This is a genomic window from Bacteroides sp. MSK.18.37, from assembly GCF_019129155.2.
In the GTDB taxonomy this organism is placed as follows: Bacteria; Bacteroidota; Bacteroidia; order Bacteroidales; family Bacteroidaceae; genus Bacteroides; species Bacteroides ovatus.
The window spans coordinates 509,040-534,041 of sequence record NZ_JAHOIB020000001.1 but is presented as its reverse complement, the minus strand read 5'-3'; the positions used below and the strand labels follow the sequence as shown (position 1 = coordinate 534,041).

At 38.1% G+C, this 25,002-nt stretch carries 21 protein-coding genes and 2 pseudogenes; 8 read left to right on the top strand and 15 right to left on the bottom strand.

The window, feature by feature from the left end:
- Nucleotides 1-309 precede the first annotated feature (309 nt).
- The 11 genes and pseudogenes from KSX81_RS02280 to KSX81_RS02230 all read right to left on the bottom strand — a co-directional run bounded on the left by KSX81_RS02280 (nt 310) and on the right by KSX81_RS02230 (nt 15,206).
- Nucleotides 310-1,106, bottom strand: a pseudogene (locus KSX81_RS02280) (GIY-YIG nuclease family protein).
- 1 nt (nt 1,107) lies between these two features.
- Entirely contained in the window at nt 1,108-4,239 is a 3,132-nt protein-coding gene (locus tag KSX81_RS02275; RefSeq protein ID WP_004320348.1) for a type I restriction endonuclease subunit R, read from the bottom strand.
- On the bottom strand, nt 4,220-4,870 hold the full coding sequence (locus KSX81_RS02270) for an abortive infection family protein (RefSeq protein ID WP_004304855.1): 651 nt from the start codon (nt 4,868-4,870) through the stop codon (nt 4,220-4,222). The genes KSX81_RS02275 and KSX81_RS02270 overlap by 20 nt, the downstream gene beginning before the upstream one ends.
- A gap of 18 nt (nt 4,871-4,888) precedes the next feature.
- A complete protein-coding gene (locus KSX81_RS02265) occupies nt 4,889-5,437 on the bottom strand; it encodes a restriction endonuclease subunit S (protein ID WP_004320345.1) in 549 nt (182 codons plus the stop codon).
- Between the two features lie 10 nt (nt 5,438-5,447).
- Nucleotides 5,448-6,536, bottom strand: a complete 1,089-nt coding sequence (locus KSX81_RS02260) for a Fic family protein (RefSeq protein ID WP_004304858.1) — start codon at nt 6,534-6,536, stop codon at nt 5,448-5,450.
- A 12-nt stretch (nt 6,537-6,548) separates the two neighbouring features.
- Complete coding sequence (locus tag KSX81_RS02255) at nt 6,549-7,793, bottom strand: restriction endonuclease subunit S (protein WP_149941955.1); 1,245 nt, start codon at nt 7,791-7,793, stop codon at nt 6,549-6,551.
- 10 nt (nt 7,794-7,803) lie between these two features.
- Nucleotides 7,804-8,874 carry a YhcG family protein gene (locus KSX81_RS02250; protein ID WP_004304863.1) on the bottom strand — a complete coding sequence of 357 codons (1,071 nt, stop codon included), beginning with the start codon at nt 8,872-8,874 and terminating at the stop codon, nt 7,804-7,806.
- Nucleotides 8,871-9,635, bottom strand: a complete 765-nt coding sequence (locus KSX81_RS02245) for a restriction endonuclease subunit S (protein ID WP_004304865.1) — start codon at nt 9,633-9,635, stop codon at nt 8,871-8,873. The genes KSX81_RS02250 and KSX81_RS02245 overlap by 4 nt, the downstream gene beginning before the upstream one ends.
- A gap of 1 nt (nt 9,636) precedes the next feature.
- Nucleotides 9,637-10,629 carry a site-specific tyrosine recombinase/integron integrase gene (xerA, locus tag KSX81_RS02240; protein ID WP_004304867.1) on the bottom strand — a complete coding sequence of 331 codons (993 nt, stop codon included), beginning with the start codon at nt 10,627-10,629 and terminating at the stop codon, nt 9,637-9,639.
- A gap of 48 nt (nt 10,630-10,677) precedes the next feature.
- Nucleotides 10,678-12,183 (bottom strand): type I restriction-modification system subunit M, encoded by a 1,506-nt coding sequence (locus KSX81_RS02235; RefSeq protein ID WP_004304868.1) that lies wholly within the window; start codon nt 12,181-12,183, stop codon nt 10,678-10,680.
- 245 nt (nt 12,184-12,428) lie between these two features.
- Entirely contained in the window at nt 12,429-15,206 is a 2,778-nt protein-coding gene (locus KSX81_RS02230; protein WP_004320329.1) for an AAA domain-containing protein, read from the bottom strand.
- Between the two features lie 249 nt (nt 15,207-15,455).
- Between KSX81_RS02230 and KSX81_RS02225 the strand changes: the two genes are divergently transcribed.
- Both KSX81_RS02225 and KSX81_RS02220 read left to right on the top strand, forming a co-directional pair.
- Nucleotides 15,456-16,496 carry an alcohol dehydrogenase gene (locus tag KSX81_RS02225; protein ID WP_229070653.1) on the top strand — a complete coding sequence of 347 codons (1,041 nt, stop codon included), beginning with the start codon at nt 15,456-15,458 and terminating at the stop codon, nt 16,494-16,496.
- A 15-nt stretch (nt 16,497-16,511) separates the two neighbouring features.
- Complete coding sequence (locus KSX81_RS02220) at nt 16,512-16,988, top strand: low molecular weight phosphatase family protein (protein ID WP_004320325.1); 477 nt, start codon at nt 16,512-16,514, stop codon at nt 16,986-16,988.
- Nucleotides 16,989-17,002: 14 nt separating this feature from the next.
- On the opposite strand, the gene KSX81_RS02215 is transcribed toward KSX81_RS02220, so the two are convergent.
- Nucleotides 17,003-17,845: a TrmH family RNA methyltransferase gene (locus KSX81_RS02215; protein WP_004320324.1), complete on the bottom strand. Its 843-nt coding sequence runs from the start codon at nt 17,843-17,845 to the stop codon at nt 17,003-17,005.
- 765 nt (nt 17,846-18,610) lie between these two features.
- On the opposite strand from KSX81_RS02215, the gene KSX81_RS02210 reads away from it, so the two are divergent.
- The 5 genes from KSX81_RS02210 (at nt 18,611) to KSX81_RS02190 (ending at nt 20,732) form a co-directional block, all read left to right on the top strand.
- Nucleotides 18,611-19,144, top strand: coding sequence for a helix-turn-helix domain-containing protein (locus KSX81_RS02210; RefSeq protein ID WP_007850608.1), 534 nt, complete (start codon nt 18,611-18,613; stop codon nt 19,142-19,144).
- A gap of 444 nt (nt 19,145-19,588) precedes the next feature.
- Nucleotides 19,589-19,882, top strand: a complete 294-nt coding sequence (locus KSX81_RS02205) for a hypothetical protein (protein WP_008771327.1) — start codon at nt 19,589-19,591, stop codon at nt 19,880-19,882.
- A 20-nt stretch (nt 19,883-19,902) separates the two neighbouring features.
- A complete protein-coding gene (locus KSX81_RS02200; protein WP_007850605.1) occupies nt 19,903-20,082 on the top strand; it encodes a hypothetical protein in 180 nt (59 codons plus the stop codon).
- Between the two features lie 17 nt (nt 20,083-20,099).
- Nucleotides 20,100-20,432 (top strand): hypothetical protein, encoded by a 333-nt coding sequence (locus KSX81_RS02195; protein ID WP_032943355.1) that lies wholly within the window; start codon nt 20,100-20,102, stop codon nt 20,430-20,432.
- A 12-nt stretch (nt 20,433-20,444) separates the two neighbouring features.
- Entirely contained in the window at nt 20,445-20,732 is a 288-nt protein-coding gene (locus KSX81_RS02190) for an LPD28 domain-containing protein (RefSeq protein ID WP_007850601.1), read from the top strand.
- Nucleotides 20,733-20,904: 172 nt separating this feature from the next.
- Here the strand turns inward: KSX81_RS02190 and KSX81_RS02185 are convergent, their stop codons facing one another.
- On the bottom strand, nt 20,905-21,147 hold the full coding sequence (locus KSX81_RS02185) for a hypothetical protein (RefSeq protein ID WP_217725621.1): 243 nt from the start codon (nt 21,145-21,147) through the stop codon (nt 20,905-20,907).
- Between the two features lie 398 nt (nt 21,148-21,545).
- Between KSX81_RS02185 and KSX81_RS02180 the strand changes: the two genes are divergently transcribed.
- On the top strand, nt 21,546-21,926 hold the full coding sequence (locus KSX81_RS02180; RefSeq protein WP_007850598.1) for a single-stranded DNA-binding protein: 381 nt from the start codon (nt 21,546-21,548) through the stop codon (nt 21,924-21,926).
- 646 nt (nt 21,927-22,572) lie between these two features.
- Here KSX81_RS02180 and KSX81_RS02175 read toward each other — a convergent pair.
- Nucleotides 22,573-22,971 (bottom strand): annotated as a pseudogene (locus KSX81_RS02175) (FKBP-type peptidyl-prolyl cis-trans isomerase).
- Nucleotides 22,972-23,032: 61 nt separating this feature from the next.
- The gene (locus KSX81_RS02170; RefSeq protein WP_007850591.1) at nt 23,033-24,997 is read right to left on the bottom strand and encodes a DUF262 domain-containing protein; all 1,965 of its coding nucleotides are present in this window, start codon (nt 24,995-24,997) and stop codon (nt 23,033-23,035) included.
- Nucleotides 24,998-25,002 lie beyond the last annotated feature (5 nt).

The window sequence follows — 25,002 nt, the reverse complement described above, 5'->3', positions numbered from 1 at the left end:
TTTTGTGGATTAGTAAACCATTTGCTTCTTGTTTTTTTCACTAACGCTATTTGTTGTCTATTGATGTTTTTCATAATGATTTATTTTTTATATTTGTGATTACAAATATAATTATAATAATTCAGAAAAAACACGTGTTATCTATGGAATTATGAAATATATTGAAAATATAATATTTTGTATAATATCCATTGCATATAAGTCCATAAATTTAAACGGTGTAGTTGACTATATATTTTCCAATTTATTTTTGGACAAATCATATTAGGTTGGTTATTTATAAGAAGGGGGTAAATGATATTGACTTGTTTATTCTAATTGCTTTCTGTAAACTGAATCTAATGTATTTCCATGTTTATCTTTCCATACTATCCATCCATTATTACTGCTGCCTATACAGAAATCTGCTACACTGCTGGGGCTAGAAAAGGTTTTATCTGAATTCATTATGAAACTTCCATTTTTAGTGGTAGTATATTCTTTAATTAGTTTTTCTCTTTTAGCTTTCCAGTGTAATGATGGAACTGTGTCTGGGCAATGATGCTATCTTTCAAAATTGTAAAACCTGAAGAACTGTAAATCCTTTGGCATTACACCCTCTTCCTTTTGTATAGAATAAATGCTGTTCTTTTTGGTTGGACTATTTTAAAAAATATTGCAACCAATAAATGATGAAAGGAATTTTATATCTTCAAAAAACTCATCCATGGCATCTTTTTGATATTCGGGTAGGTTAGGATCTTTAGGAATTTGTTTATTCTAGTTCAATACAAAAGTATTTGTAATAGTTCGATGTTTAAGATATTGTACATCTGCTTTTGTCATTGCTGCATCTTTAGATATGAATATTAAGCCTTTTTGCTATCATGATCTTTCACTCGTTCTTTGAAATTTTCAGTTTCTCCAATGTATGCTTTGGGTTTTGTTTTTTCATCTTCTCCCAAAAGAATATAAAAAGCTGGAGTTTGTAAATCTGTTCTTTCATTCAGAATGGAAAGACTGGAACGTGGAATTATAAACATTTGGCAAATTTTATTACTGATAAATACGTATTGAGTCCCTTGGGGATCTCCGTCAATTAAGTATGTTGTTATTGTCTTACCCATATTATAATTTTTTGTTATATCCTTCATGTATTTCGTCAGCAGCTATTGAGTAGTAGCTTTGTTGAAAGTTATACTTTTGTGTACTTTCATTGATAGAGTATTCATCAGAATCATTGTCACTCCATTGTTCACATTGATGAATAACTGTTTCCAGTGCATTTTCAGCTTCTTCTGGTGGATATTTGTATTTTTTCAGAAGTCTTTTTATCATACGACGCATCCCTGCTCTGGCGGATTCTTTCTTCTGCCAGTCGATTGTACGATTTTTGCGTAGGGCGTCTGTTAACTCCTTTGTCATCGCAACTAGTTGTTCGTTCGTATATATATCTTGTACTGCTCTCGGTTTGGTCAAAGCATCGTAAAATGATTTTTCTTCTGCAGTAAGTCCTAATTCATTGCCTTGATTTTCTGATTCCGAGATTTCTGCAGCAAGCTTTAATAACTCTTGAATGACTTCTTCATTAGTAAGTAATCCTTTCAAATAGTTAGATAATGCTCTGTTTAATAAATCAGAAAACTTTTCCGCTTGAACTAAATTAGTTTTTTGATATATGGTAACTCTTTCCGCCAAAAGTTTCTTTAATAGCTCTATTGCTATATTTTTCTCTTTCATTTTGGATATTTCTTCCAAGAATGCTGCGTCAAAAATGGAGAATTCGGCTTTTACATCCGAGAATAAATTGATTACACCTTCACTTTTTACACTTTGTTTGATAAGTTCGCCAATACGGGCGTTTATTTCTTTTTTGGAAACTTTACCTTTGCCTGTCATTCTGGATAGTAATATGCGTACTGTCTCAAAAAAAGCTGCTTCATAGCGTTGTTGCTCATTAAGCAGGCTACGGCATAATGTGATTGAACTATGTAATAAGGATGATTCCTTTTGGAATAGTTGCATTTTATCATTCTTATTACTGTCCATGAGGAAGTTGACTCCACCTTTGATAATTTGTGCACGATCGTTATCAGTGCCGGATTGGAATTTGCTATAATCAAAACCGTGGAAGATATCTTGGCAAACTTCCAATTTCTCTTGAAACTTAATAAGAGCAGTTTTTTTGATATCGGGATTGCCAAATCTTTTTTGATCTCGTACTGTATAATCGTGCATTGCTTGTTTCAATGCTTTGGCTATCCCGATATAGTCGACAACAAGACCACCAGCTTTATCATTAAAGACGCGGTTCACACGAGCTATTGCTTGCATGAGATTGTGCCCACTCATTGGCTTATAGACATACATTGTCGCCAGAGATGGTACGTCAAAGCCTGTAAGCCACATATCTACGACTATGGCTATTTTCATAGGGTCATTGTTGTCTTTGAATTTCTTGGCAAGTTCTTTCTTGTATTGTTTGTTGCCAATAATGTCATGCCACTCTTCCGGATCTTTATTGCTGCCTGTCATTACCACCTTCACTTTATCAGTCCAGTCGGGGCGAAGTTCTAAGATTCTATGATAGATACTCATTGCGATAGGGCGGGAATAAGCAACGATCATTGCTTTTCCTGTCAATTCAAATTGCCTGTTTTCTTCATAATGTTTTATAATATCCTTGCACAATGAATCTATGGTAGCAGGTGCGCCAAGTATCTCTTCAAGGTGCGACATTTGTTTTTTACTCTTTTCTATCTGTTCTTCAGTAGCACCTTCTGACGCAAGTATTTCATATTCGTCATCTATTGCTTTCAATGTATCTTTGTCAAGATTCAGGTTGATGACACGAGATTCATAGTACACAGGACAAGTTGCACCATCGGATACTGCTTGTGTCATATCGTAGATGTCGATATAGTCGCCGAACACTTCTGTTGTATCTCGATCTTTAGTAGAAATGGGTGTTCCTGTGAAACCTATAAAGGACGCATTGGGTAATGAATTATGTATAATTCTTGCAGTACCGATTGATATTTTTCCAGTTTCTTCGTTTACTTTTTCTTCAAATCCATATTGTCCTCGATGTGCTTCATCGGTCATGACTACAATATTTCGTCTTAGAGAAAGAGGTTCGTCAGATTCTTCAAACTTCTGCATTGTAGTGAATATTATTCCGTTGGCTTCTCGTCCGGCTAATAGTGATTTTAAATCTTCCCGGCTTTTAGCTTGTATGGGTATTTGGCGCAAGAATTGTTGGCATTTGGAGAATTGAGTATAGAGTTGATCGTCCAAATCATTCCGGTCGGTAATAACTACTATAGTTGGTTGACTTAATTCATCCTGAAGAAGATGAGCGTAAAATACCATTGATAGTGATTTTCCGCTTCCTTGCGTATGCCAGAAGACTCCGATTTTTCCGTCACCTTGTGTTGCCTTTTTAGTTCGTTCTACTGCTTTCTTCACAGCAAAATATTGGTGATAGGCGGCTAAAATCTTTGCAGCACCTGATTCTTCTTTAGAAAAACAAATGAAATTCTTGATAATGTCAATGAAACGTTCTTTTATGAATATTCCTTCAAAAAAGGTATCATAATCAATAAACTGGGAACTTTCATATTTCCCGTCTTTGGTTTTCCATTCCATATAACGGTCTTCATTGCTGGTGATCGTTCCCGCTTTTGAGCAAGCCATGTCACTCATTACACAAAAGGCATTATATACGAAAAGTGAGGGAATTTCTTTCATGTAATTACGTAACTGAAGATAGGCTTCAGATACATTTGTTTCTTCTCTTGATGGAGATTTTAACTCAATCACAACGAGTGGCAAACCATTGACAAATAGAATTATATCAGCACGCTTTTCTGAATTTTCAACGAACGTCCATTGATTAATAACTTTAAAGTCATTACGCTTGATGTTTTTGTCATTGTAATCTATCAGGTAGATGATATCGTTACATTGTTCTTTTCCGTCGAAAAAAGAGACCTCGATTCCATGTTGAAGATAGTCCATGAAAAGCTCATTTCTCTGTGGCAGGCTACCTATTTCGATATCTTTTAGTTTAGATATGGCTTCGTCAATTGCCGGGCGAGGTTTTCCATAATTGATAGTGGTTAAACTTTCAATTAATTGTTCTTCATAAAAAGGTACATAATAGTCCCGTTCAATATTGGGACCATATTGATGCTGATAGCCTAAGTTCTCGAAGAGAGCTATCAATGCTTTTTCATAACTACCTTCTGTAAATGACATATTTTCGTTCTTTTGCTAAGTTATCTAAATATGAAAAATATATTTCTTTGTATGCTTGATAGTCTTGTTTATATAATGCTTCGGAAGCAGATAAAATAACTCCACCTAATTCCAGAGGATTTTCTTCGTCAAACAGTTCGTTAAATTCTTGGCAGTCTTCATAATGTATGCGTGAGTCTCTTTTACTTGCATGATTTATATAATAATGTATAATAAACCCACCTAACACATCTGTTATTTTGTATGCCAGTAAGGACATTGTTGTACTCATTGAGATATGGTTAATGTCTTGACCGTGAGACGCAAATCCGGAAATATTTCTTATTTCTGCTAGTTTTTGGGAGACTGACGCTATTCTCCTGGCGAGTTCACATAAATCATCTTTATAGCATTCATTTGCATCTATCAGACAATTTATTGTTTGCTTTACCAAAGCTTGAAATTGCCCATAGTTATCGTGTTCGATATTTTGATTGGCAAGTATTGTTTTGCATATACTTTCAACTAAACTTTTACAGGTTTCTATACATAATGCAGGATTCGTTTCAACTGTTTTTTCGATGGTTGAAATATGAGTTTCAAAGTAGTTGAAACTCGGTGTTTGATTAATATATTTTCGAATCCAAAGCATAGCGAATATATTAGGCGATTAATTTAAATTATCATTTATCCGACGGTTTAGCTCGATTTTATGCATTATGGACTCGGCAAAGCCAATCAATGCTTGCTGATATTCTTTAGGCGGTAATGATATTCTTATGTTCTTTAGCCTATTTGTATCAATCTTTCCAGCTCCGATGCCTGTTGTCTCTAAGATTGCGCCAATTGAATTCTTATTTCCCATCAACCAATAGAAAAGGAACTTCGTAGAAATTAGTTCTTTGTTCTTCGATTCAAGGCACTTTACATCTTGATTATAGGCCAAATCTCTCATAACATAGCAAACTGGAATACGATTAAACAATCCGCTTCCACGGGTAAGCAACAAGATGCTTCCCTTTGGTGCTAATCTACTTCCGTTGTCTAAGCCTTCTTGAGATATTTTCAGCTCAGAAGAATACAAATAGTCATCGTACATGAATTTTGCACTTATCCAAGGAATGTCACCTCCCCAATAAGATTTATTACTCTTATCTGGAGTTCCACCAGAATTTAGTGTTATTAGTTCTCCTAATTCATATTCTTTCCACTCTTCCATAAATGAGAATTTAGCGGGTTAAATCGTTGGTTTTAATCTCCCAAAAGCCGTTTCTTTTGCCGTTTTTGCGCTCAATAATGCCTTTTTCGGACAAATTTACGGTAATGGTCTTGATTGTTCTCTCAGATTTGCCTATATGTGCAGCAATTTCTTTTTGTGTGGCTTTAGGTTGTTCTCGTAAGAAGTTAAGCACAGCTATTTCTTCCAAAGTGCAACTCAAAGTGCAAATATTACACTTTGGAGCAGTCTCATTTGATGCGCTTGCACTTTGAACGTTTTTTGTAGAAGATTCTTGCACAAGTATCATTCGGTTCTTTAGTTCGTTGTGTTCGGAAAGAATGAGATTCCGAAAGAACGCTTCGATATATTCGGTGGTGGCATAAATACCTTTACTCAGATTGTTGTAGTTGGCACGAACCAAAGCATTACGGAAATACCAAGAATGATAGGCAAACGCTTCGTTGCTGATGTCGAAGCCAAACGTGCGCAGATATTTGATTGTAAACACTGCTGTTGTACGGGTATTCCCCTCACCAAAAGCGTGAATTTGCCAAACCCCAGATATAAACTTAGCGATATGCGTGATAGCATCGTTGATGTTTAAATCTTTATAGCTAAAATTCTTCTCCTGCATGAAGTCATAATCAAGAGTTTCGCGTATGCTGTCGGCACTGGCATAAAGAACGGTTTCGCCTTTCAGCACCCACTCCTTTTTGGTGATATTGTAATCTCTGATCTTTCCTGCAAATTTATAGATACCTTGGAAAAGGCGGCGATGAATGGTGATATATTCAATAGGCGAGAATGTGAACGTTTTTTCCGATAATATCTCAGCAATACGTGCCGAAACCTTATCGGCTTCTTCCGTTCTGTCTTCTATGTCTGCCCTGACGGTCTTAGACTCATAGTAGCTATCAATAAGTTGTTTGGCTTCTTCGATAGTTATATCACCCTCAATATGCTGACGTGCCGTTTGTATCAGATATTCAGACGGTTTTAAATCATCCACCGCCTGCAAGCCGATAGCGGTTTGCCAAGCATAGCCTTTTTCTCTTTTTTGAGGCTCTCCTTGTCTTATATATTCTTCAAAGTCATTCATCGTCTAATGTTTTTAGCTGTTTAATTTATCAATTTTAATCTTTCCAGACATCAATTTGGGCAGAATTGAGTCTCGAAGATTCGTAAGTCGCAGCGATTCGGATATAATGTTCTTTTTCTTTTGTATTATAGAATTGACTATGTCAGAAAATTGATTTAATACATTGTTATCAGGAATCGCTATTGACATTCCTTTTAGATGTATTGGACCAAAGTTTGCTTGAACACTGCCAGAAGCTAACTCTATTTGTTTATTGAGGAAAAGAGAAGAACCTAAATATCCGTATAAAAAACCTAATTGTCTATTAATTCGAGGAGTAAATCGGATGACACTGGTATTCAAACATAAAGGAAGATATTCTTTAAGTACTAAAGCCTTTCTGCCCAATGTCCCTGAGCAAGATATAACAATATCATTTTCTTTGAGCATAAAATGAGCATATTTACCTTGAGCCTCCTCATCCGAAATCATATTGGCATTTTGTATATTAATGATGTCATTATTGATGCATCTAATGTTGATAAATTTAGTACCATTATTAACATATTGCCAATTTCTAATTCCTGGGCCCTCTTGAAAATTAAAGATACTAGAAATAGGTTGTATGTTCCATCCTTCAGGTATCATTCCCAATTCAGAATCTACGAACTTTCCACCTCTAAACGGTTCGAAATCCACGAACCACGACTTGAACAACGCCTGTGTCTGCTGCTCTAAATTATCATTTATCCGACGGTTTAGCTCGATTTTGGAATCGAGAGCGTACAAGATAGATACTATCTCTTTTTGAATACCTTTTGAAGGCATTTTTACCTCTAACTCCTCAATCATTTTTTTAGTAAGTGCATTTCTTGTAGCACCACCTTGTGATAAGGATAATAACTGAGGTTTAATATATTGCAGATAATACAGCAAGTATCTATAATCTACCTTATCGTTTCCTCTTATAATAGCAACGTGTTGATTTACTCTTGCCGGAAGTACATTGTTAGGTACAATACATACTCTTGCAACAGAATCTCCTGTTATATTAAGTAGTACATCCTTCTCATAAACTTCAACATTACTAAGTTTTTCAGCTTGCACTTCATTGATATAAGCCAAACCTAATTTGGAGAATGAAAAATCCAGTACATTTTGGCTTCTTATCAATGCGATGTTACCACCTAAGTAGGAATCTCGTCCTCCTTTAGGTGTTGCGCCACTACCTATTTTACTGGTTATTTCTCCTAACTTATATTTCTTCCACTCTTCCATAAATGAGAATTTAGCGGGTTAAATCGTTGGTTTCACTATCATCAGTATCTCTTAATTTAGCTTCTATCTCTTCAATGGTAGGCATAGTACCTTCCACTTTTTCGGGATAGAACTTTTCCAAATCATATTCGGATATACCCAAAGGTTGGTTGCTTGACTCCAAAGCATACTGAGCCTGTATGTGGTCTTTCTCTTTGCAAATTAGTAAGCCAATGGTTGGATTATCTCGTCCTTTTTTACGTAGTATATGATTACAAGCTACCACATAACCCCCTAATTGCCCGATGTCAGCAAACGCAAATTTGCCAATCTTTACTTCCACTACCACATAGCAAGAGAGGGAAAGATTATAAAAGAGCAAGTCAATAAAGTTTTCAGTTTCACCTATCTCCAAACGATATTCTTTGCCCACATAAGCAAACCCTGTCCCTAATTCAATAAGGAAACGGGTGATGTTATTCAATAGTGCATCTTTGAGTAACCGTTCATTGTAACGTCCTGTTATTCCGGTAAAAGCAAAGTTGTAAGGATCTTTAGTCAGTTCCTGTGCAAGGTCGCTCATCACATCGGGCAATGTTTTTGTAAAGTTAGTCAGTGCCTTGCCCTGCCGTTCATAAAGATTTGTGCTTATAAAATTGAGCAACATACTACGGCTCCAGCCATTTTCCACCGTCTGGCGAACATAGAACAGTGCCTTGTCTATGTCGTCTTTTGCTTTATCCATTATCAAGCAATGATGCCTCCAAGGGACTTCAAATATTCCACCAAGTTGGTGGAAAGTTTGAAGAGCATCTTTGTACAACAGATAAAATTTCCGACAATAGTAAATATTGCTCTTCGACAATCCTGCCGCATTGGGTATAGCTTCACGCAAATCTTTACTCAATCGTGTGATAACACTTTCTCCCCAGCGTTCTTCAACGTGCAATTCTACAATATCACGACCTAAAAGCCAGTTGAACTTCAACTGTTCCACATTTACTTTCACCGCTGCCTTTATTTGGCTTTGGCGATAGCGTCCGCAAAGGTCTTTCACCCATTGCAGATATTCCTTATCAAGTATATTTATTGATTTGCTCATTGTAATCTGGATTTTGCATTTATATTAAGTTCACCAGACATCAGCTTCGGGAGAAGTGTGTCACGAAGGTGAATAAGCCTATCATTCTCTTGTAGCACCTCTGCCATTCGCTGATAATAAGGAGCAAGAGCATCATTCATCGTTTTTGCTTCTGCCTTAGGTGGTATTTTTACCTCAAAATTTGGCAATGCCTTTTTGCTAAGGTGAAGTACGGTAGTTCCATTTACATATCCAAGACAATGACCCTTAAATATTTTATTTTTAAGCATTGCTGCAAGTAAGAATCTATATGGGAAATTATTTTTAGGCAACACTTTAACCAAATCCATAGAGAAAATTATGCCATCATATCTACCATAGGTGAGTAATAATTCTGCATTTCCTATCACGTCTGCATTTTGGGTTAAATCAGTATGTGCAACTAAAATATCGAACAGATTGGCATAATGGCATTCTTTAAGTTTTACAAACGGGGCAATGCCCTTAAAGCCATCTGCCTTAAATCCGCCATTACGTCCAAAATTCTTTATGGTAACCATGGCAATATTAGAGCTATCAGTCAATTCTTCACCTTTGTAAGAATATCCTCCGATGAAATTTGCCACTTCTGAAAATGTCGTTTCGCTCCAATTTGGCTTAGGATTATCCACGAACCACGACTTGAACAACGCCTGTGTCTGTTGCTCTAAATTATCATTTATCTGCCTGTTTTTGTAAAACAGATGATTCTTATTGTTATATGTATTGTATCTTATCCGCATTTTAATTAATGTATTTACGATGAGATAGTTTTACGTTATTTTGATTAACCATAGCATAATGCATGGTAGTATCAATTTTTACATGACCAAGTAACTTTTGTACTTGTTCTACAGGCATTCCTTTATCTATAGCCATTGTAGCAAGTGTTCGTCGGAATTTGTGAGGATGGACACGAGCTATTTTTGAAGAATGCCCAATTTTACGTAGTCGAACCTCTACACCCGATATTTGCAGTCGGTTATGTGGCTTGGCAAGAGAGACAAATAATGCTTTGTTTCTGTCTTTACGGGAGCTAAGATATTGTTGCAGATGTATTTTAGCTCTTGCATTGAAATATACTATCCGTTCTTTATTTCCTTTGCCAAAAACAATGCATTCTCGTTCGTTAAAATTGATGTCTTCTCGGTTTAGTTTTACTAATTCACCGACACGCATTCCGGTTGAGCATAAGAGATCAATCATTGCAAGGTCACGAATTTCCGTACAGTTGTCGCGAAGGTGTTCGATGTTCTCATCAGTAAGCACTTCTTTGATTTGTGTGCCGGTTTTTACTTTATGGATTCTATGTATAGGACTCTTTATAATATAATCCTCTTCTTCAAGCCATGAAAAGAAGGAAGAAAAGATTCGTCGAATATTATCTATTGTCACTTTGCTGGACTTATGCTTGCGTTGGAATACAGCCAAATATGCTCGTATATCTTCTGTAGAATAGTTTACTACTTTTTTAGGCATAGTCTTGAAAAGTTGTTTGACTGTTGAACTATAATATTTGATAGTCGGAGTAGTACAGCCTTCAACTTGCTTTGCGGACAAAAAGATTTCAAGCAGACGGTCGTTTGTAGCAGCATTTTCATGCTCTTTCTCACCGTCTTTTGTAATGGTGTATTTACTTATAACTTGAAGTAATACTCCATTAAGTTGAGCCATTTGTTCTATACTTAAAACATCTGTCATCGCATTGCTAATTTCTTGAATCAAATTTTCTTTCATATTCTTCTATTATTGAGTTAATTAATAAATCGAAGAATATAGTAATATTTATTTGATTGTGAATCCTATACTAGATAATTGTTTGCGAATTTCTTCTTCGAGGTCATGGGATTGTGCAAATAAATCAGATAATTCAGAAGTCAAACGTTCCATTTTTTCTTGAAACGGTTCTCCGTCATCTTCTGTTTCTGCAATTCCTACATACCGTCCCGGGGTGAGGATATAATCTTGTTTGGCTACATCCTCTATTGATACAACAGCACAATAACCTTTTTCATTTTCTAAAGTTCCTGAATTGAAAGCATCAAAAGTACCCGCTATTTTCATTATATCTTCTTCGGATAATTCACGGAGCTTACGGGTAATCATGCTACCCATGTTGCGGGCATCAACGAACAGTATTTTATTCGTTTGTTTTTTAGCCCGGTTGAGGAACCATAAAGAGACTGGAATACCTGTCGTATAAAAAAGTTGGGAAGGTAATGCTATGATACCTTCTATTAGATCTGCCTTTATAATATTTTCGCGGATAGTTCCTTCACCGCCTGTTTGCGAGGATAGAGAACCATTGGCAAGTACCATCCCTATACGTCCTTTGGGGGAAAGATGATGAATCATGTGTTGAAGCCAGGCAAAGTTGGCATTTCCAGCAGGAGGTATACCATATTTCCAGCGTACATCATCCTGAAGTTTGTTAGCTCCCCAATCACTTAGGTTAAACGGAGGGTTTGCCAGAATGTAATCAGCTTTTAGTGTAGGATGCTGGTCATCAAAAAATGTGTCAGCGTTGAATTTTCCAAGGTCAGGCTCAATGCCTCGAATCGCCAGATTCATTTGAGCCATTTTCCATGTAGTAGGATTGCTGTCTTGACCGAATACTGATATGTTATTGATATTTCCATGATGTCGTTCGATAAATTTGGCTGATTGTACAAACATGCCACCAGAGCCGCAAGCCGGATCGTATACGCGTCCGCTATATGGCTGAAGCACTTCAACTAATGTACGGACAATACATGATGGTGTGAAAAATTCACCGGCAAGTTTTCCTTCTGCTTCTGCAAATTTGGAGAGACAATATTCATAGGTACGCCCTAGTATGTCCTTACTGTCCCCATGTTCTTTCATTTGAACGTTTGTAAATAAATCCACAACATCCCCTAAACGGCGTTTATCTAATTCTGGTCGTGCGAAGTTTTTAGGAAGAATCCCTTTTAAACGAGGATTTTCTTTCTCTATCAGTCGCATGGCGTTGTCGATGACAGTACCAATCTCCGGAGTATGTGCTGCTTCTGCTATGACCGACCAACGAGCCTCTTTGGGAACAAAGAAAATATGCTCATAGGAATATTCATCTTTGTCTTCCTCAAAGCCTTCTCCTTCATTGATAAGAGCTTGATGTTTTGCTTCGAAACTGTCTGATATATATTTAAGGAAAATAAGTCCTAAAACGACTGATTTATATTCTGATGCATCCATGTTGCCACGTAATAAATCAGCTGCTTTCCATATTTGTTTTTCAAATCCTAATTCGGCTGTATTTGTCTTTGCCATACTATTATATTTTTGTCATTGTGATTAATGTTTATGTACTCACTTTAAGTTCACAGATACTTTTAATGAGGTTGATGCAAAAGTAGAAAATAATTTCCATAGTGCTGTCATACTTTAAATGAGAAGTAAATGTAGGCATTATTATTGATGTAATTGTTATAGTTGGAGTAAAATTTATTCTTTTGGTTGTTAGAATATGCAGAAACTCCTATTCTAACAAAAAAATATGATTTGCAATGAACATTCTAATGCAAGTTTAATACTTCGCTTAACTTATCTCCAATAATTTTCTTCTCATTACTACCGATAGTAGACAATCTCACCAACGGAATTCCGTACAACTCTAAAATACGCTCCTTTTTAATATCACGTTCTGACTGACTCGTCCCCGATTTGTGGAATGCATAACCATCCGTCTCAATAGCCAATACCGGTTGTTTACTCACACGATTATAAATTAGAAAATCAATATGAGTATTTATATTTGCAGCATATTTGCTTTCCTCTTCATTCAATAGAGAATAATCCTGAATCAACATATAGAGTGGTAAATGGCAAATGATATTCAAATGACGCATATTGATATTTTCTTTCAGGATATCTTCAAGTAATGCAAATGTAAGATTCTCGGAATCGTATTCGGATATTTTCTTGTGCTTCTTCAAATAGGCAATTCGAGCATCTGTATATTGCTCATATAGATAATCGAATATAGAATGAATCTTACTGGTGGAAACAATGCCATTGTTATATTCGATATAAGCAATCAAATCGCTGATATTGCAGTCTTTGGGTTGTTCGTTTCCCGATACGACTAAATAGAATTGTGACTTAGCCCGCGAAACAGCAACATTGAGCAGGTTGGGATCGTCGGAAAAGGAAGTGATGATATCGTCGACAGTGGTCATAATGATAGCCTCCTTTTCTCTTCCCTGAAATTTATGGACTGTTGCGACATCAATATCCTCTTCAAGTGCGGATTTTACTGCATCTACTTGTTTGTTATATGGAGCTATGACGCCAATTTCATCTGTTTCATAAGATAGATTCGGTAGTACTTCCTCTTTGATAACATCTATTTCCCGTTGATTCATGTGGCTGCGGGAGTGGTTACCTTTGGCTGTCCGTATGGCACAAATGACATCCTCTTCTCCTTTATCACGTGTCATGATGACAAGATCTCCACCATAAAATTTCTGATTACAGAAGTTGATGATTCGGGGATGGCATCGATAATGTTCCCGTAACAAGGTCTGTGGTACATTCGGAATAACTTTGCAGACGGATTGCAGAAAACTCATATTGGCACAATCATATTCCGGCTTAATCAGGCAGGCATTAGCGATAAAGTTTAGCTTTTCCTTATTTTCTTCCGTGACTACATTGGGAAGTTGCATGGTGTCACCGACAATGATTGCATTTTTAGCACATGACAAGGCTAAAGCTCCGGTTTCAACGGAAACCTGTGACGCTTCGTCCATAATGATATAATCATATACGGCATCTCGTTGCAGACTGCTTAATGATGAAAAGGTCGTACTTAATATAATAGGGTATTCTTTTTGTACCTCTCGCCAATTATTTCTTAGATCAGGGAGCGTAAAGATGGGCTTGTCATGATTATTGCCATAGGTATGAAATAACTGATTCCTTAGATATTTCATTGATGTATCGGTCATTTGTCTAGCCATTTCTGCTGCATCTTTGTTGGCAAGCTCCTTTTCTAATGTGTCTATTTCGACTTCCAGTTCTGCGTACTTTGTTTGGTAGAATAAGATTTGGAAGTCGGCGATAATCAAACTCATCTCCCGTTTATAGAAACCTTTATCAGGGATTTTACAAATCGTTTTGCTCCTGAATTTAAAGAATAACCATTTCAACCGTTGAATAAAAGCTGCTATTCCCCGAGGACTTGATGATTGTTCTTTTTCTGCAAATTGCTGACATTCATTCCATAAATTCAGAAGGTCTGCCGAACTGGAATTTTTCCGTTGTTGGAGAGTAAATTCTTTTGTTCCGAACTCTTGCAGATAATGTTGCCACTCTATTTTTAAAGCTTGTATTTCCTGTCTTGCCATGGCAAGGCGTTCCTGTTTGTAAAATATGCTTTTTAGTTCTTCTGTCTGATGATGTATCTGATTGAGAAATTGAGGTTGGTCGACATCCGTATCATGCCATGACTCAAAGTGCTCCGGATATTGTTTTTCCTCTTCTTGAGTCTCGATGAATTTCTCTTTGTTAGCTGTGCTGCCAAGCAATGCAACAATGAATCCCATATCGTATTTGGATAACTTCTCAAGTACATTGACAATGGCGGAGTTATTATTAGATACTACCTGAACAGTCTTACCACGCACAAGGATATTGGCAATGATGTTCAGAATCGTTTGGGTCTTTCCAGTTCCCGGAGGTCCTTGCACAACACTGATTTGATTCTCAAAAGCTGCCTGGACTGCTTTTTGCTGGCTTGCATTACAACCGAAAGGAAAAATCAAGGTTGAGGCAGTCCGGGTCTGCATTTTATATTTTTGAGGATTCAGATATACAGCAATAGCTCTGTTGTTTGCGATGAAATGAATCTTTTCATATTGTTTTGCCAATAGCTTCGTTCCGTCATCAGCTTTCAATTCGTTCGCATCGGCAACTTTCTTCAAATATTCGAATATACTTTTCGAACGACTCTCTCCCAAGCATGATTCGATAATTTCTAAGTCCTTTTCTCTGTAATCATACTCTTTACCATTCAGAAAACGAATGTGCCAATAGTTGTGTGATCCGGCCTTAAAAATAGATAAGGCTTTGATGTTTGATAAAGTTCTCCCTTTACTGATTATTTGATAATTATTGGGGTCCGGTTTGTCCGGATCAGTCAGCCAAAGGACATTTTCTTCTTTGTAAGTATACGCACTGGGAACATTCCGGAATACTACCTTATAGTTGCCATTATGATTTTGGCAACTTTCTATTTCAGGAGTCTTGATTTGACCTTTTATAATAATCAGATTTTCGGAAGTATCTATCATAGGCTTGTGTGTAAATATAATAAGTCATGCTGCTGTTTTTATTTATTATTTAGGATATAAAAGTAAGAATATTTTCCAGAATATCAAAGCTGAAGTAGAAAAAACAGTGAATGACTTTATTCAGCTTTGTATTGTTATAAATATAGAGTGAGATTCGGTTTGGGAGTATTGAACGTGATAAAAGAGATTTGTTTTGCCAATGAAATCATTATCTTTGCAAGGTATATATTAATGAACGAGGAGGATATTATGCTTGCATACACATATATTGAACACGGAAAGTTTGAATTGCAGGAGAAAGCAAGACCGGAAATAAAGGATTCACGGGATGCAGTCGTGCGTGTAACACTTGGTAGCATCTGCACCAGTGATCTTCATATTAAACATGGCAGTGTGCCGCGTGCTGTGCCCGGAATAACTGTCGGGCATGAGATGGTAGGTGTGGTAGAACAAGTAGGGGCTGATGTCACTTCGGTGAAGCCTGGTGACAGGGTGACTGTGAATGTCGAAACTTTCTGCGGTGAGTGTTTTTTCTGTAAGCATGGATATGTGAATAACTGTACTGATCCTAATGGCGGTTGGGCTTTGGGGTGTCGAATAGATGGCGGTCAGGCGGAATATGTCAGAGTTCCTTATGCGGATCAGGGGTTGAACCGTATTCCGGATACAGTGAGTGATGAACAAGCTTTGTTTGTCGGTGATGTGCTTGCAACAGGTTTTTGGGCAGCACGCATCTCGGAAATTACCGAGGAAGATACTGTTCTTATCATCGGTGCCGGACCTACCGGGATTTGTACTTTGTTGTGTGTGATGCTGAAGAAGCCAAAACGCATTATTATCTGTGAGAAATCTCCTGAAAGAATTCGGTTTGTTCGCGAGCATTATCCTGATGTGTTGGTGACTGAACCGGAAAACTGCAAGGAATTTGTTCTCAAGAACAGTGACCATGGTGGTGCAGATGTTGTTTTGGAAGTGGCAGGGAGTGACGATTCTTTTTATTTGGCTTGGAATTGTGCCCGTCCTAATGCTATTGTCACGATTGTAGCCCTCTATGATAAACCACAGCTTCTTCCTTTACCTGATATGTATGGCAAGAATTTGGTTTTTAAAACAGGTGGAGTGGATGGCTGCGATTGTAACGAGATTCTCATGCTGATTGAGGAAGGTAAAATTGATACTACTCCTCTTATTACACATCGATTTCCATTAAATGAGATTGAGGAAGCTTACCGTATTTTCGAGAACAAGTTGGATGGGGTTATTAAAGTAGCTATATCAGGAAATAAATAAAAATAGAATTTTTGTATGAAGAATATACTGATAGTAAGTAATAATGATATGTGCCGCAGTCGTATGGCACAGGAAATTTTGAACTCCTTCGGTAGAGGGATGAAGATTAGTACTGCCGGTATTTTGGCTGGAAATTCTGTCCCTGACGTTGTTTGCCAAGTGATGGAACAAAATGGATATGACTTTTCGCGTAGAAAGCCCTGTGACGTTGCGACGTATGCCCAACAGACGTGGGATTATGTCATTACCCTTTGTTCGGAAGCGGAGGAAGTGCAAAAGGAAATGCAGGGGGTAGTGAGAAAATACGTTTCTTTCAACTTTACAGATCCCTTTCAGGGAGGAATTCATGTAGAAGATGAGCAGGAAGAACGGGTTAGGGCACTATATGACATCATGCATAAAGAACTGTATGAGTTCTTTCGAAGTGAATTGATGGAAAAGTTGTTACCTCGCTGTTCTTGTGGCGCAAATACGTATTGTAGATGTGAGTAGGAATATAAGTAAAATCATATATGTACATCATCCGGTGATGGTGGCAGATCTGTGTCATTTTGAACGCGAAGTTGCCAGAAAGCAATAGCGGATGCGGCGGCTACATTGAGAGAATCGACACCGTTTGCCATAGGAATGCGGACTACATAGTCCGCCTCATTGATTGTTTCGTTTTGAAGACCATCCCCCTCTGTTCCCATTACGATGGCTAACTTGGGTTCGGTTGCTAAGATAGGATTATCGATAGAGATTGATTTCTCCGTGAGTGCCATAGCGACTGTACGGAAACCCTGTTTACGCAACTCATTGGGAGAACTGTCCAACCAAGTCCATGGTATCAGGAAGACAGAACCCATCGAAACCCTGACTGCACGTCGGTTTAATGGATCACAAGAATTGCGTGTTAATAATATAGCATCTATTCCCAAGGCGGCTGCGGAACGGAAGATGGCTCCGATATTAGTAGCGTCTACCACGCCCTCAATGACTACGATCCGTCGAGCTTTCCGACACACCTCCTCTGCACTTGGTAGTGCTCGACGACGCATGGCGCAGAGGACACCGCGCGTCAGTGTATATCCGGTCAATGTGGCAAGTAACTTTCTTTCACCGGTATAGACAGGTATATCACCACAACGTTCAATGATGCCAGCGGCATCACCAGTGATATGCTTCTGTTCACACAAGAGGGCTAAAGGCTCATAACCAGCATTCAGAGCTACATGGATAACTTTGGGGCTTTCTGCAATAAGCAATCCCTTATCAGGCTCGATACGATTCCGTAATTGAGCTTCGGTGAGGGTACTGAATATTTCTACTCCGGAGTCTGTTAAGGATGATATTTCTATAATGGGCATAGTGATTTCTTTAAACGATCTATTTTATTGCAGCAATGATAGTATGCGCTTCTTACTTACCGATGCAGAATGTTTATTTGCCCACGCAAACGATATTTGTATTGTGTAAATCACTGTGTATCAATGGGGAAATTTTTGAATGATATTTTCGGGGGACAAACGGGGGACAAAATTTCGCATACCAAAAGAAAGAAAAACAATAAAACCCTTTCAGAAAATGACACTGAAATGTGGGGGACACAATTTGTCCCTCGCCATCTTTCGTTTTGTCCCTTGCTGTCCCTCGTTTTCATGACTGAGTCCTGTATTATTTCTGAAAAGCCTTCATAAATAAGTTTAGTTTGGTTTTTGTATATCTAATCAAGTTCTAAACTAAACCACTTTTTCGGCATACCAAAATAAAATGGATTTTTTCTTTTCGCCAGCAATAAACTTTTTCTTAGAAGTGTACTTTACAGAACATTTTTGCGTATTTCCACAGATTTATGCCACAACGACAATGTATTGTCGCCGGACTATGTCTGATTTTCCTGTGCAAAGTTACTGCCTTCGCAAATGGCAAGAATCGTATCCTAAACAGACTGTAAATCAATAACAGCTTTCCACAAATCATAGATTTTGGTATTTCATTGATTTACAGTCTGTTTTTCTTGCATTATTGCTGCTATTTGCAGTGATGGATTGCACATAAAATCAATGAATAGTCCGGCGAAGCTAAATACTTCAAACGGAGGGAATAAAAAAACATTCAAAAACAGCAGAGTTATGGAATATACATCAGTTTCAGACATTTTAGTTAATAGAGAGGGTAACAATAGGAGTGAGGGTGTAACATTGGCAAATGATATACAAAATATCCTTTCTCATTTTTGGAACAGCATATCGTGTAATTTTGTTTTGAAGTCAGATGTTGAAGCACTTGTTCAAGATGCGGTCAATGTAATTAAGAACAAAATAGAGGATGAAAAAGAAATGCTGACTATTAGCGAAGCGGCAGAGTATCTGCAAATAAGTAAGGGCAGTGTGTATAAGATGACCTCCTCTCGTCAGATACCATTTTACAAGCCAGCCGGCAAGATGATATACATTCACCGCCAAGATTTAGTGGATTGGATAAAGAAATATCCATATAAATCCAAACAACAGATTGAAGCAGAGGCAACAGCTTTTTGCATGAGGCGTAAGCAACAATCAAATGTCGGAGATACACGTATAAGAACCACAGTTGTGGATTCAGATGTTAAAAGCCGAAACAAACAACTTGCAATGGAGATACGACAGAAGTATCAGTTAAGATGATTTTTGAATGGTTTTTACACAGTGTGTTCTCGCAATATGCTGTGTAAAGCTGTTTTGAGTGACAGCTTCCTCTTATATTTTTTAGGTTGCACGCTGCACTTCCTTTTATAATTTCCCCTTTTGTAAGAATGTATTTATGGGACTGTTATATCGTTCCAATTGAACTGTTGTAAAGAAAGTAAATTCTCTTTTCCACATCACTTTCGGGCTGGTTGAATAAGAATTGTGTCGCGAAGGTATATGTCCTGTCTTTCTTCTTCGCAAGGTCAAGCCTGTCGGTTCTTGCCAAAATCTCCACACTCGGTTTTTAACTGAGGTAGTATTTTGCCAATGAAGCCTTGCTGGAAGAGCCGGGACACCTTGCAAAGCGACATAATTTTAATCAAACCCGAAAGTAGCTGATGCTAACAGAGGGAAAAGTAATAAATCAAATCAAAAGCGATTATGGCAAATTATGCGACTAACATCTTCTACGCAAGTACGGAGAATGAGAAAGACCTTGATAAGGTGGAGAATTTTTTGGAAGACACATTTTGTGACTGTTACCTCGACAGGTCGGAAGACAGTATCGAGGGCGAGTTTTCGTCAAAATGGGACTATCCCGAAAAAGAGATAAACAAGATGATTTCTCTTTTGGAGGACAAAGACAAAATCTACATTCGAGTGCTGACACACGAACTATGTAACGAGTATGTGAACTTCCAAGTGTTCTCTAATGGAGAATGGTCATACCGATAACCCTTAAAAACTCACTGATTATGTATTACGAGGACGAACAAGATACGGACATTATCGGGTGCTTATGCACGTTACTGACTCCTTACAAGGGGCATACAGAGGGTGAAGTCATGGGAGACTACGGCAACGAGATAGTGGTAAGGCTCACCAACGGCAAGGAGGTGGTGGAATACCGGGATGAAGTGTTAATCTATGACTAATGGAGGATTGCTTTATGATGACACCGATAGCGACAAGGTTTGTGGATTGGAATATTCCCGAACTTTCAACCCTGCAAGACAGCAAGGTCTATCAGTTGAGACAACAACTAAATGATGGTGTTCCTATGTGCCGACAGCAGAAGAATTGGCTGACAAACAGCGTGAACAGCAATACCTATTTCAAAAGGTCAGTTCCACTTATGGGCTACCGCTTTGACTTTTCGGATGTGCTGAAACGTTTCTTTGTCAAGCAATATGGGCATATTGCAGAATACTATGCCGTTGATAAAACCTCATTGAGGGCATTCCTTTGTGGCAGGATTGATGAAATCATTGAAATAACCGATTAAAATAAAAATATTATGCTGTACGATTATAGACAAGAAAGTAAAACACCAATGCTTCTGACTTTGGCTAATGGCAAGACCATTGAGGGCGAATTTATAGACCTACGGATAGATACCAACACATTGCCCAAAGGTAAACTATGGTATCACATTCGGCATACGGACGATGATTGGACGGAACCTGCCTCATTGAAGAACGGTTGCGTGGTGGTCAATTTCTGCGGTACGTTCATTTGCGACCCCATCGACAATTTTCCTTGTGGACAGGAACTGGAGATAGCCGACTGGTCATATCTGGAATGATGACAGGCTTCAGGCGAATGGCAGCACGGAGAATGTTTCTCTATGTTGCCATTTCTGTTATTGACCAATATGCCATAAATGGCTATCGACTTTTATAATCCGGGCTTGTAGAAACAAGCCTGACTACCTTTTGTAAATTAGCATTATTCCGATGAAGCCGGCAATACACCTTTTATAGATACGACAGTTCATACTTCGCCAATGGCGACCAAGGCAGCTTTGTCCGGCGATAGCGGGACTTCTGCTTTTCTTTCCCTTTTGGGCATCCTTGTCTTGTCGGTCGTTGAAGTAGAAGGCGACTATTCTGATGCGGTTTTCGACTGTTCGTCAAGTCGGTCTGTTCTTCGGGGCGGCACACTCCACGGCAGAATGCTCTTGGTTGGCTTACGACATAAATGCAGGCATTGTCCAGCATCCACTTTTGGTGGCAATACTCGTTCCTCTCCGATCATACTTCTTCTTTTTCTTTTGGACTTACAGCCGGAGCGTTTATTCAAACTTGCATTTACGGACGGATGCTGTCCACTCACGAAGCCTTGCCCATTTGTTTTCATCAACCCGTTTCACAACCGCTTTTGGTCGTGTTATCATACATTTTTCCGTTGCAAAGTTAGTATGTAGCCGGGCACGGCTAAAGAGCCTTGGTCAATGGCGTAGCTTCACAAATCTTCCTTTATCGAGCCTGTGGTTTTGGCGGCTTGCGCTGACAAAAATAAAGCGTATTTGATTGCTATCCTTGTCGCAACCCTATACTGCACTCACTTATGTTGGCAGCGTAAAAATAATTTTAATAACAACTTAAAGCATTGTAATATGAAACAGATTGAGAACAATTTCGCAGTATCAGGATTCGTAGGTAAGGACGCAGAAATCCGTCAGTTTGCAAATGCAAGCGTGGCACGCTTCTCATTGGCAGTAAGTCGTCAGGAGAAGAATGGAGAGGAAACAAAGCGTGTTTCCGCTTTCATCAACGTGGAAGCCTGGCGTAACAACACCAGCACCGATTCGCTCACCCAGATAATCAAGGGCGTTCTGCTGACCGTGGAGGGCTATTTCAAACCCGAAGAGTGGACCGACAAAGACGGCGTAAAACATAATCGCATCGTCATGGTCGCCAACAAGTTCTATCCAACGCCTGACAAGGAGGAAGCTCCGGCAGAGCCTGAGAAGAAAACTAAAAAAGGCAAGAAGTAATTCCTGCCTCGCCTTAAAGAACAAAGCGGCTTCGGTCGCTTTTGTTTTTGCTTCGTAGATTTGCCTGTTATATTCTAATGGTTGCGCCCTTATACTTTTTCACCCTTCCCGTAAGCGGCTTCTTCTATTCTTTCTGAAGAGACTTGTTCGGTTGTGCAATGTTACACGTTGCTCCACTCTCGCAAGACTCTCCGACGGAAACGATCGATACAAAAAGATTTGCCAACCGCTCCAAGACTTCGTTTTATCCCGGTAGTCAAAACATTTTGTTGATTATCGGGCTTACAGAAGAAACTCGCTTACTGCCCACCCGAATATGCTTGGAAGATTTATGACAAGAGGGAAAATGTAATTGCTTATCAGTCCCCCTCTCGCTACCGACACTGTTGGACTGGCATCGGTTGAAAGCTATCCCAAAACTTACTATCTGTCTCTTCGGTAGTCGCTTTTACCCCATCCAACGAGAAGAGCCTTTACTATTTTAATGAATACCCAGAAAGCCAATAATACAATAATTGTTTCTCCCATACTGCTGTTATATTTTTGTTCTTGCTACTTGTAAAAGTACGAAAAAATCATAAGAAAAACAAATGTATTTAACTAAATATCAATGTGATAGGCTGAGTTGTTCGATCTCTTAATGCTACTATGCAATACCAAACAATTCAATCTCGAATATCAAGGTTGAACCACCCGGGATGCCTGGTTGCGAGAACTTGCCATATCCCATTTCTGCAGGAATGTATATCTCCCATTTATCTCCTATGTACATCTGTTGCATGGCCACAATCCAACCCTCAATCAGTTCGTTCAGACGGAAGGCAATCGGAGTGCCGCCCCGACTGCTGTCAAATTTCTTTCCGTTTATAGTCCACCCGATATAGTGGGCGGTGACGATACTGCGTGGTGTAGGATGCTTGTCATCGTTCTTCCCCTCACTGATGACTTTGTAATAGATACCTTTCGGGAGTGGCTTTACTCCCTCTTATTTGGCTTTCGCTTCCAGCCAATCCTTATTGGCTTGTATGTATTCTTTTTTGCTCATTTCTTTGCCAAACTCAATTGATAAATCTATAAAATTCGACTAAAGTTAATTATACATGAATTTACAAGGCATTAAAAGGTTCGTTTGATGACAGAGCTTTACTAATCAACTCTTTTATGTCTTGTTCTTCTTGTACTATTTTCGTTTCGTCCCACCGTTCTCCTTTCTTAATAGTATTCATCATAGATTTTAATTTGAGACTATAGGTCTTCATAGCTTTGGCATCACCAAAGTTTTCATATTTTGCTCCTGGAAGATTATTGGTGAATTTTGAATTCATACCCCTGCTGACAAGACACAAATTTCCAAAACTATGTAGATGGTTAAAATCCATTGGTTCTTTATCCGTTGGATGTTGTGGGTAGAAATGTTCAACAGAAGTTCTGTATGAAAACTCAAAGTCTGCATCATTAGTCTCTCTCAACAATAGGTAGTCGTAAAAGTTAAATACGAAATTCTCTACATGTTCTCCTTTTTGTGGATACTCGTCTATATTGATATTTGACCATAAAATGTCTTTGCTGTGGTTTACACTCTTTCCATTATTCTTGAATATAATAGTCTCAAATGGGACCTTTTTTTCAGGGACTGCTAAATATCTATCTAACATATATGCTTTTGACAAATTCCATAGATATTCAGCATATTCAGAAGCGTTTGTATTCCTATGATTATAGACATAGTATAAGCTGGCATTCATCCAGTGCTTATATACCTGAGTCGGTGCTGACACATGAAACATGGATAGGAGTGTAACTATATTACGGTTTTGTCCAGACCTATCATCTTCGGATTCAGTTTGTGAGAAGGTATCTTTGTAATAGTATTTATCTTTATCTGCTTTTTGTGGCGACAATTTCTTCAGACTCCATTTATCTTGTTTTCTTTTAATGATGTATCTGTCAAAGAGAAAACGTATATCAAGGAGTTTCATAATAAACTCTATGCTGAAACTAGCAGCGTCTCTTTCGCTTTTAACCACGCTTTTGAAAATCTTCGTCAATCTTTTGTCATCCAACACAACTTCTTTATTGTCTGGACGGATTATTTTTAGGGCATGGAGAAGAAAGTTGGAAAAAGTAATCAATGAATGGTAAGCTTCTGATTGGTCTTTGTCGGTGCCGTCTTCCCATGGCTTACTATAAGGTGTGTTGTTAGCAGCATCTACGAATAACCGCATTAAAGAATGATTCTTTTCATTACCAAGCACAGAATTTTTACTGTATAATGCAGCTAAATCTTTGAATGTGATTTTAATGCTTTCAGTGCCATTATTGTCAAATATTTGCTCTCTTGTGGTTTTGGAGAAATTCAGCTGAACATATCTATCCATATTTGAACAGGCTTCCCAAATCAGATTAAAAGCGGCCATAGCAGACTGATCTTCTTTAATTGGAGCCATAAGTTGTGCTTTCACAATTTCGTGTTGTTCAAGCTGCTCTCCCCTGGAGTTCATTATCTCGAAATAATGATTAAGGTTTGTGTCTTTTGGAACACTTATACGAAGAATGATTACCTTATTAAGTAGATAATCAATAAAACTTGAAACGGAAATTTCTTTGTCCTGACAAATTTTGTAAACAATGCTCCACGCTTTGTTATACACTGCCATAATATTTGCATTAACAACGCTATAATTGATAGCTTCGGGGTTACTGTGCAATGCAAATAACGTGAGGTTGGATTTTTCTCTATGGTCAAAAGAGAGATTTACCTTAGAATACCATGCTAAGTCATATTTTGAATAATTGTGTTTTAGTGCACATAAGAGTATTGTTATGGTTGTCGTTCTCTGTTGTCCATCAATTGTCTCGAAATACAAACTATTGTCCTTATGCCTTGGGAATACAATAAGGTTTCCTATGTAATAGTTATTAGCTGGTGAATCTTTCGCATAATCTGCTATATCCTGAATAAGTTGAGTTGTTTCGCCTACCCCCCAGGCATAGTTCCTTTGATAAATAGGTATGCGATATTCATTGCTGCTCAGCAATTCTTTTATGGTGAGTTCTTGTATATCGTTCATAATAA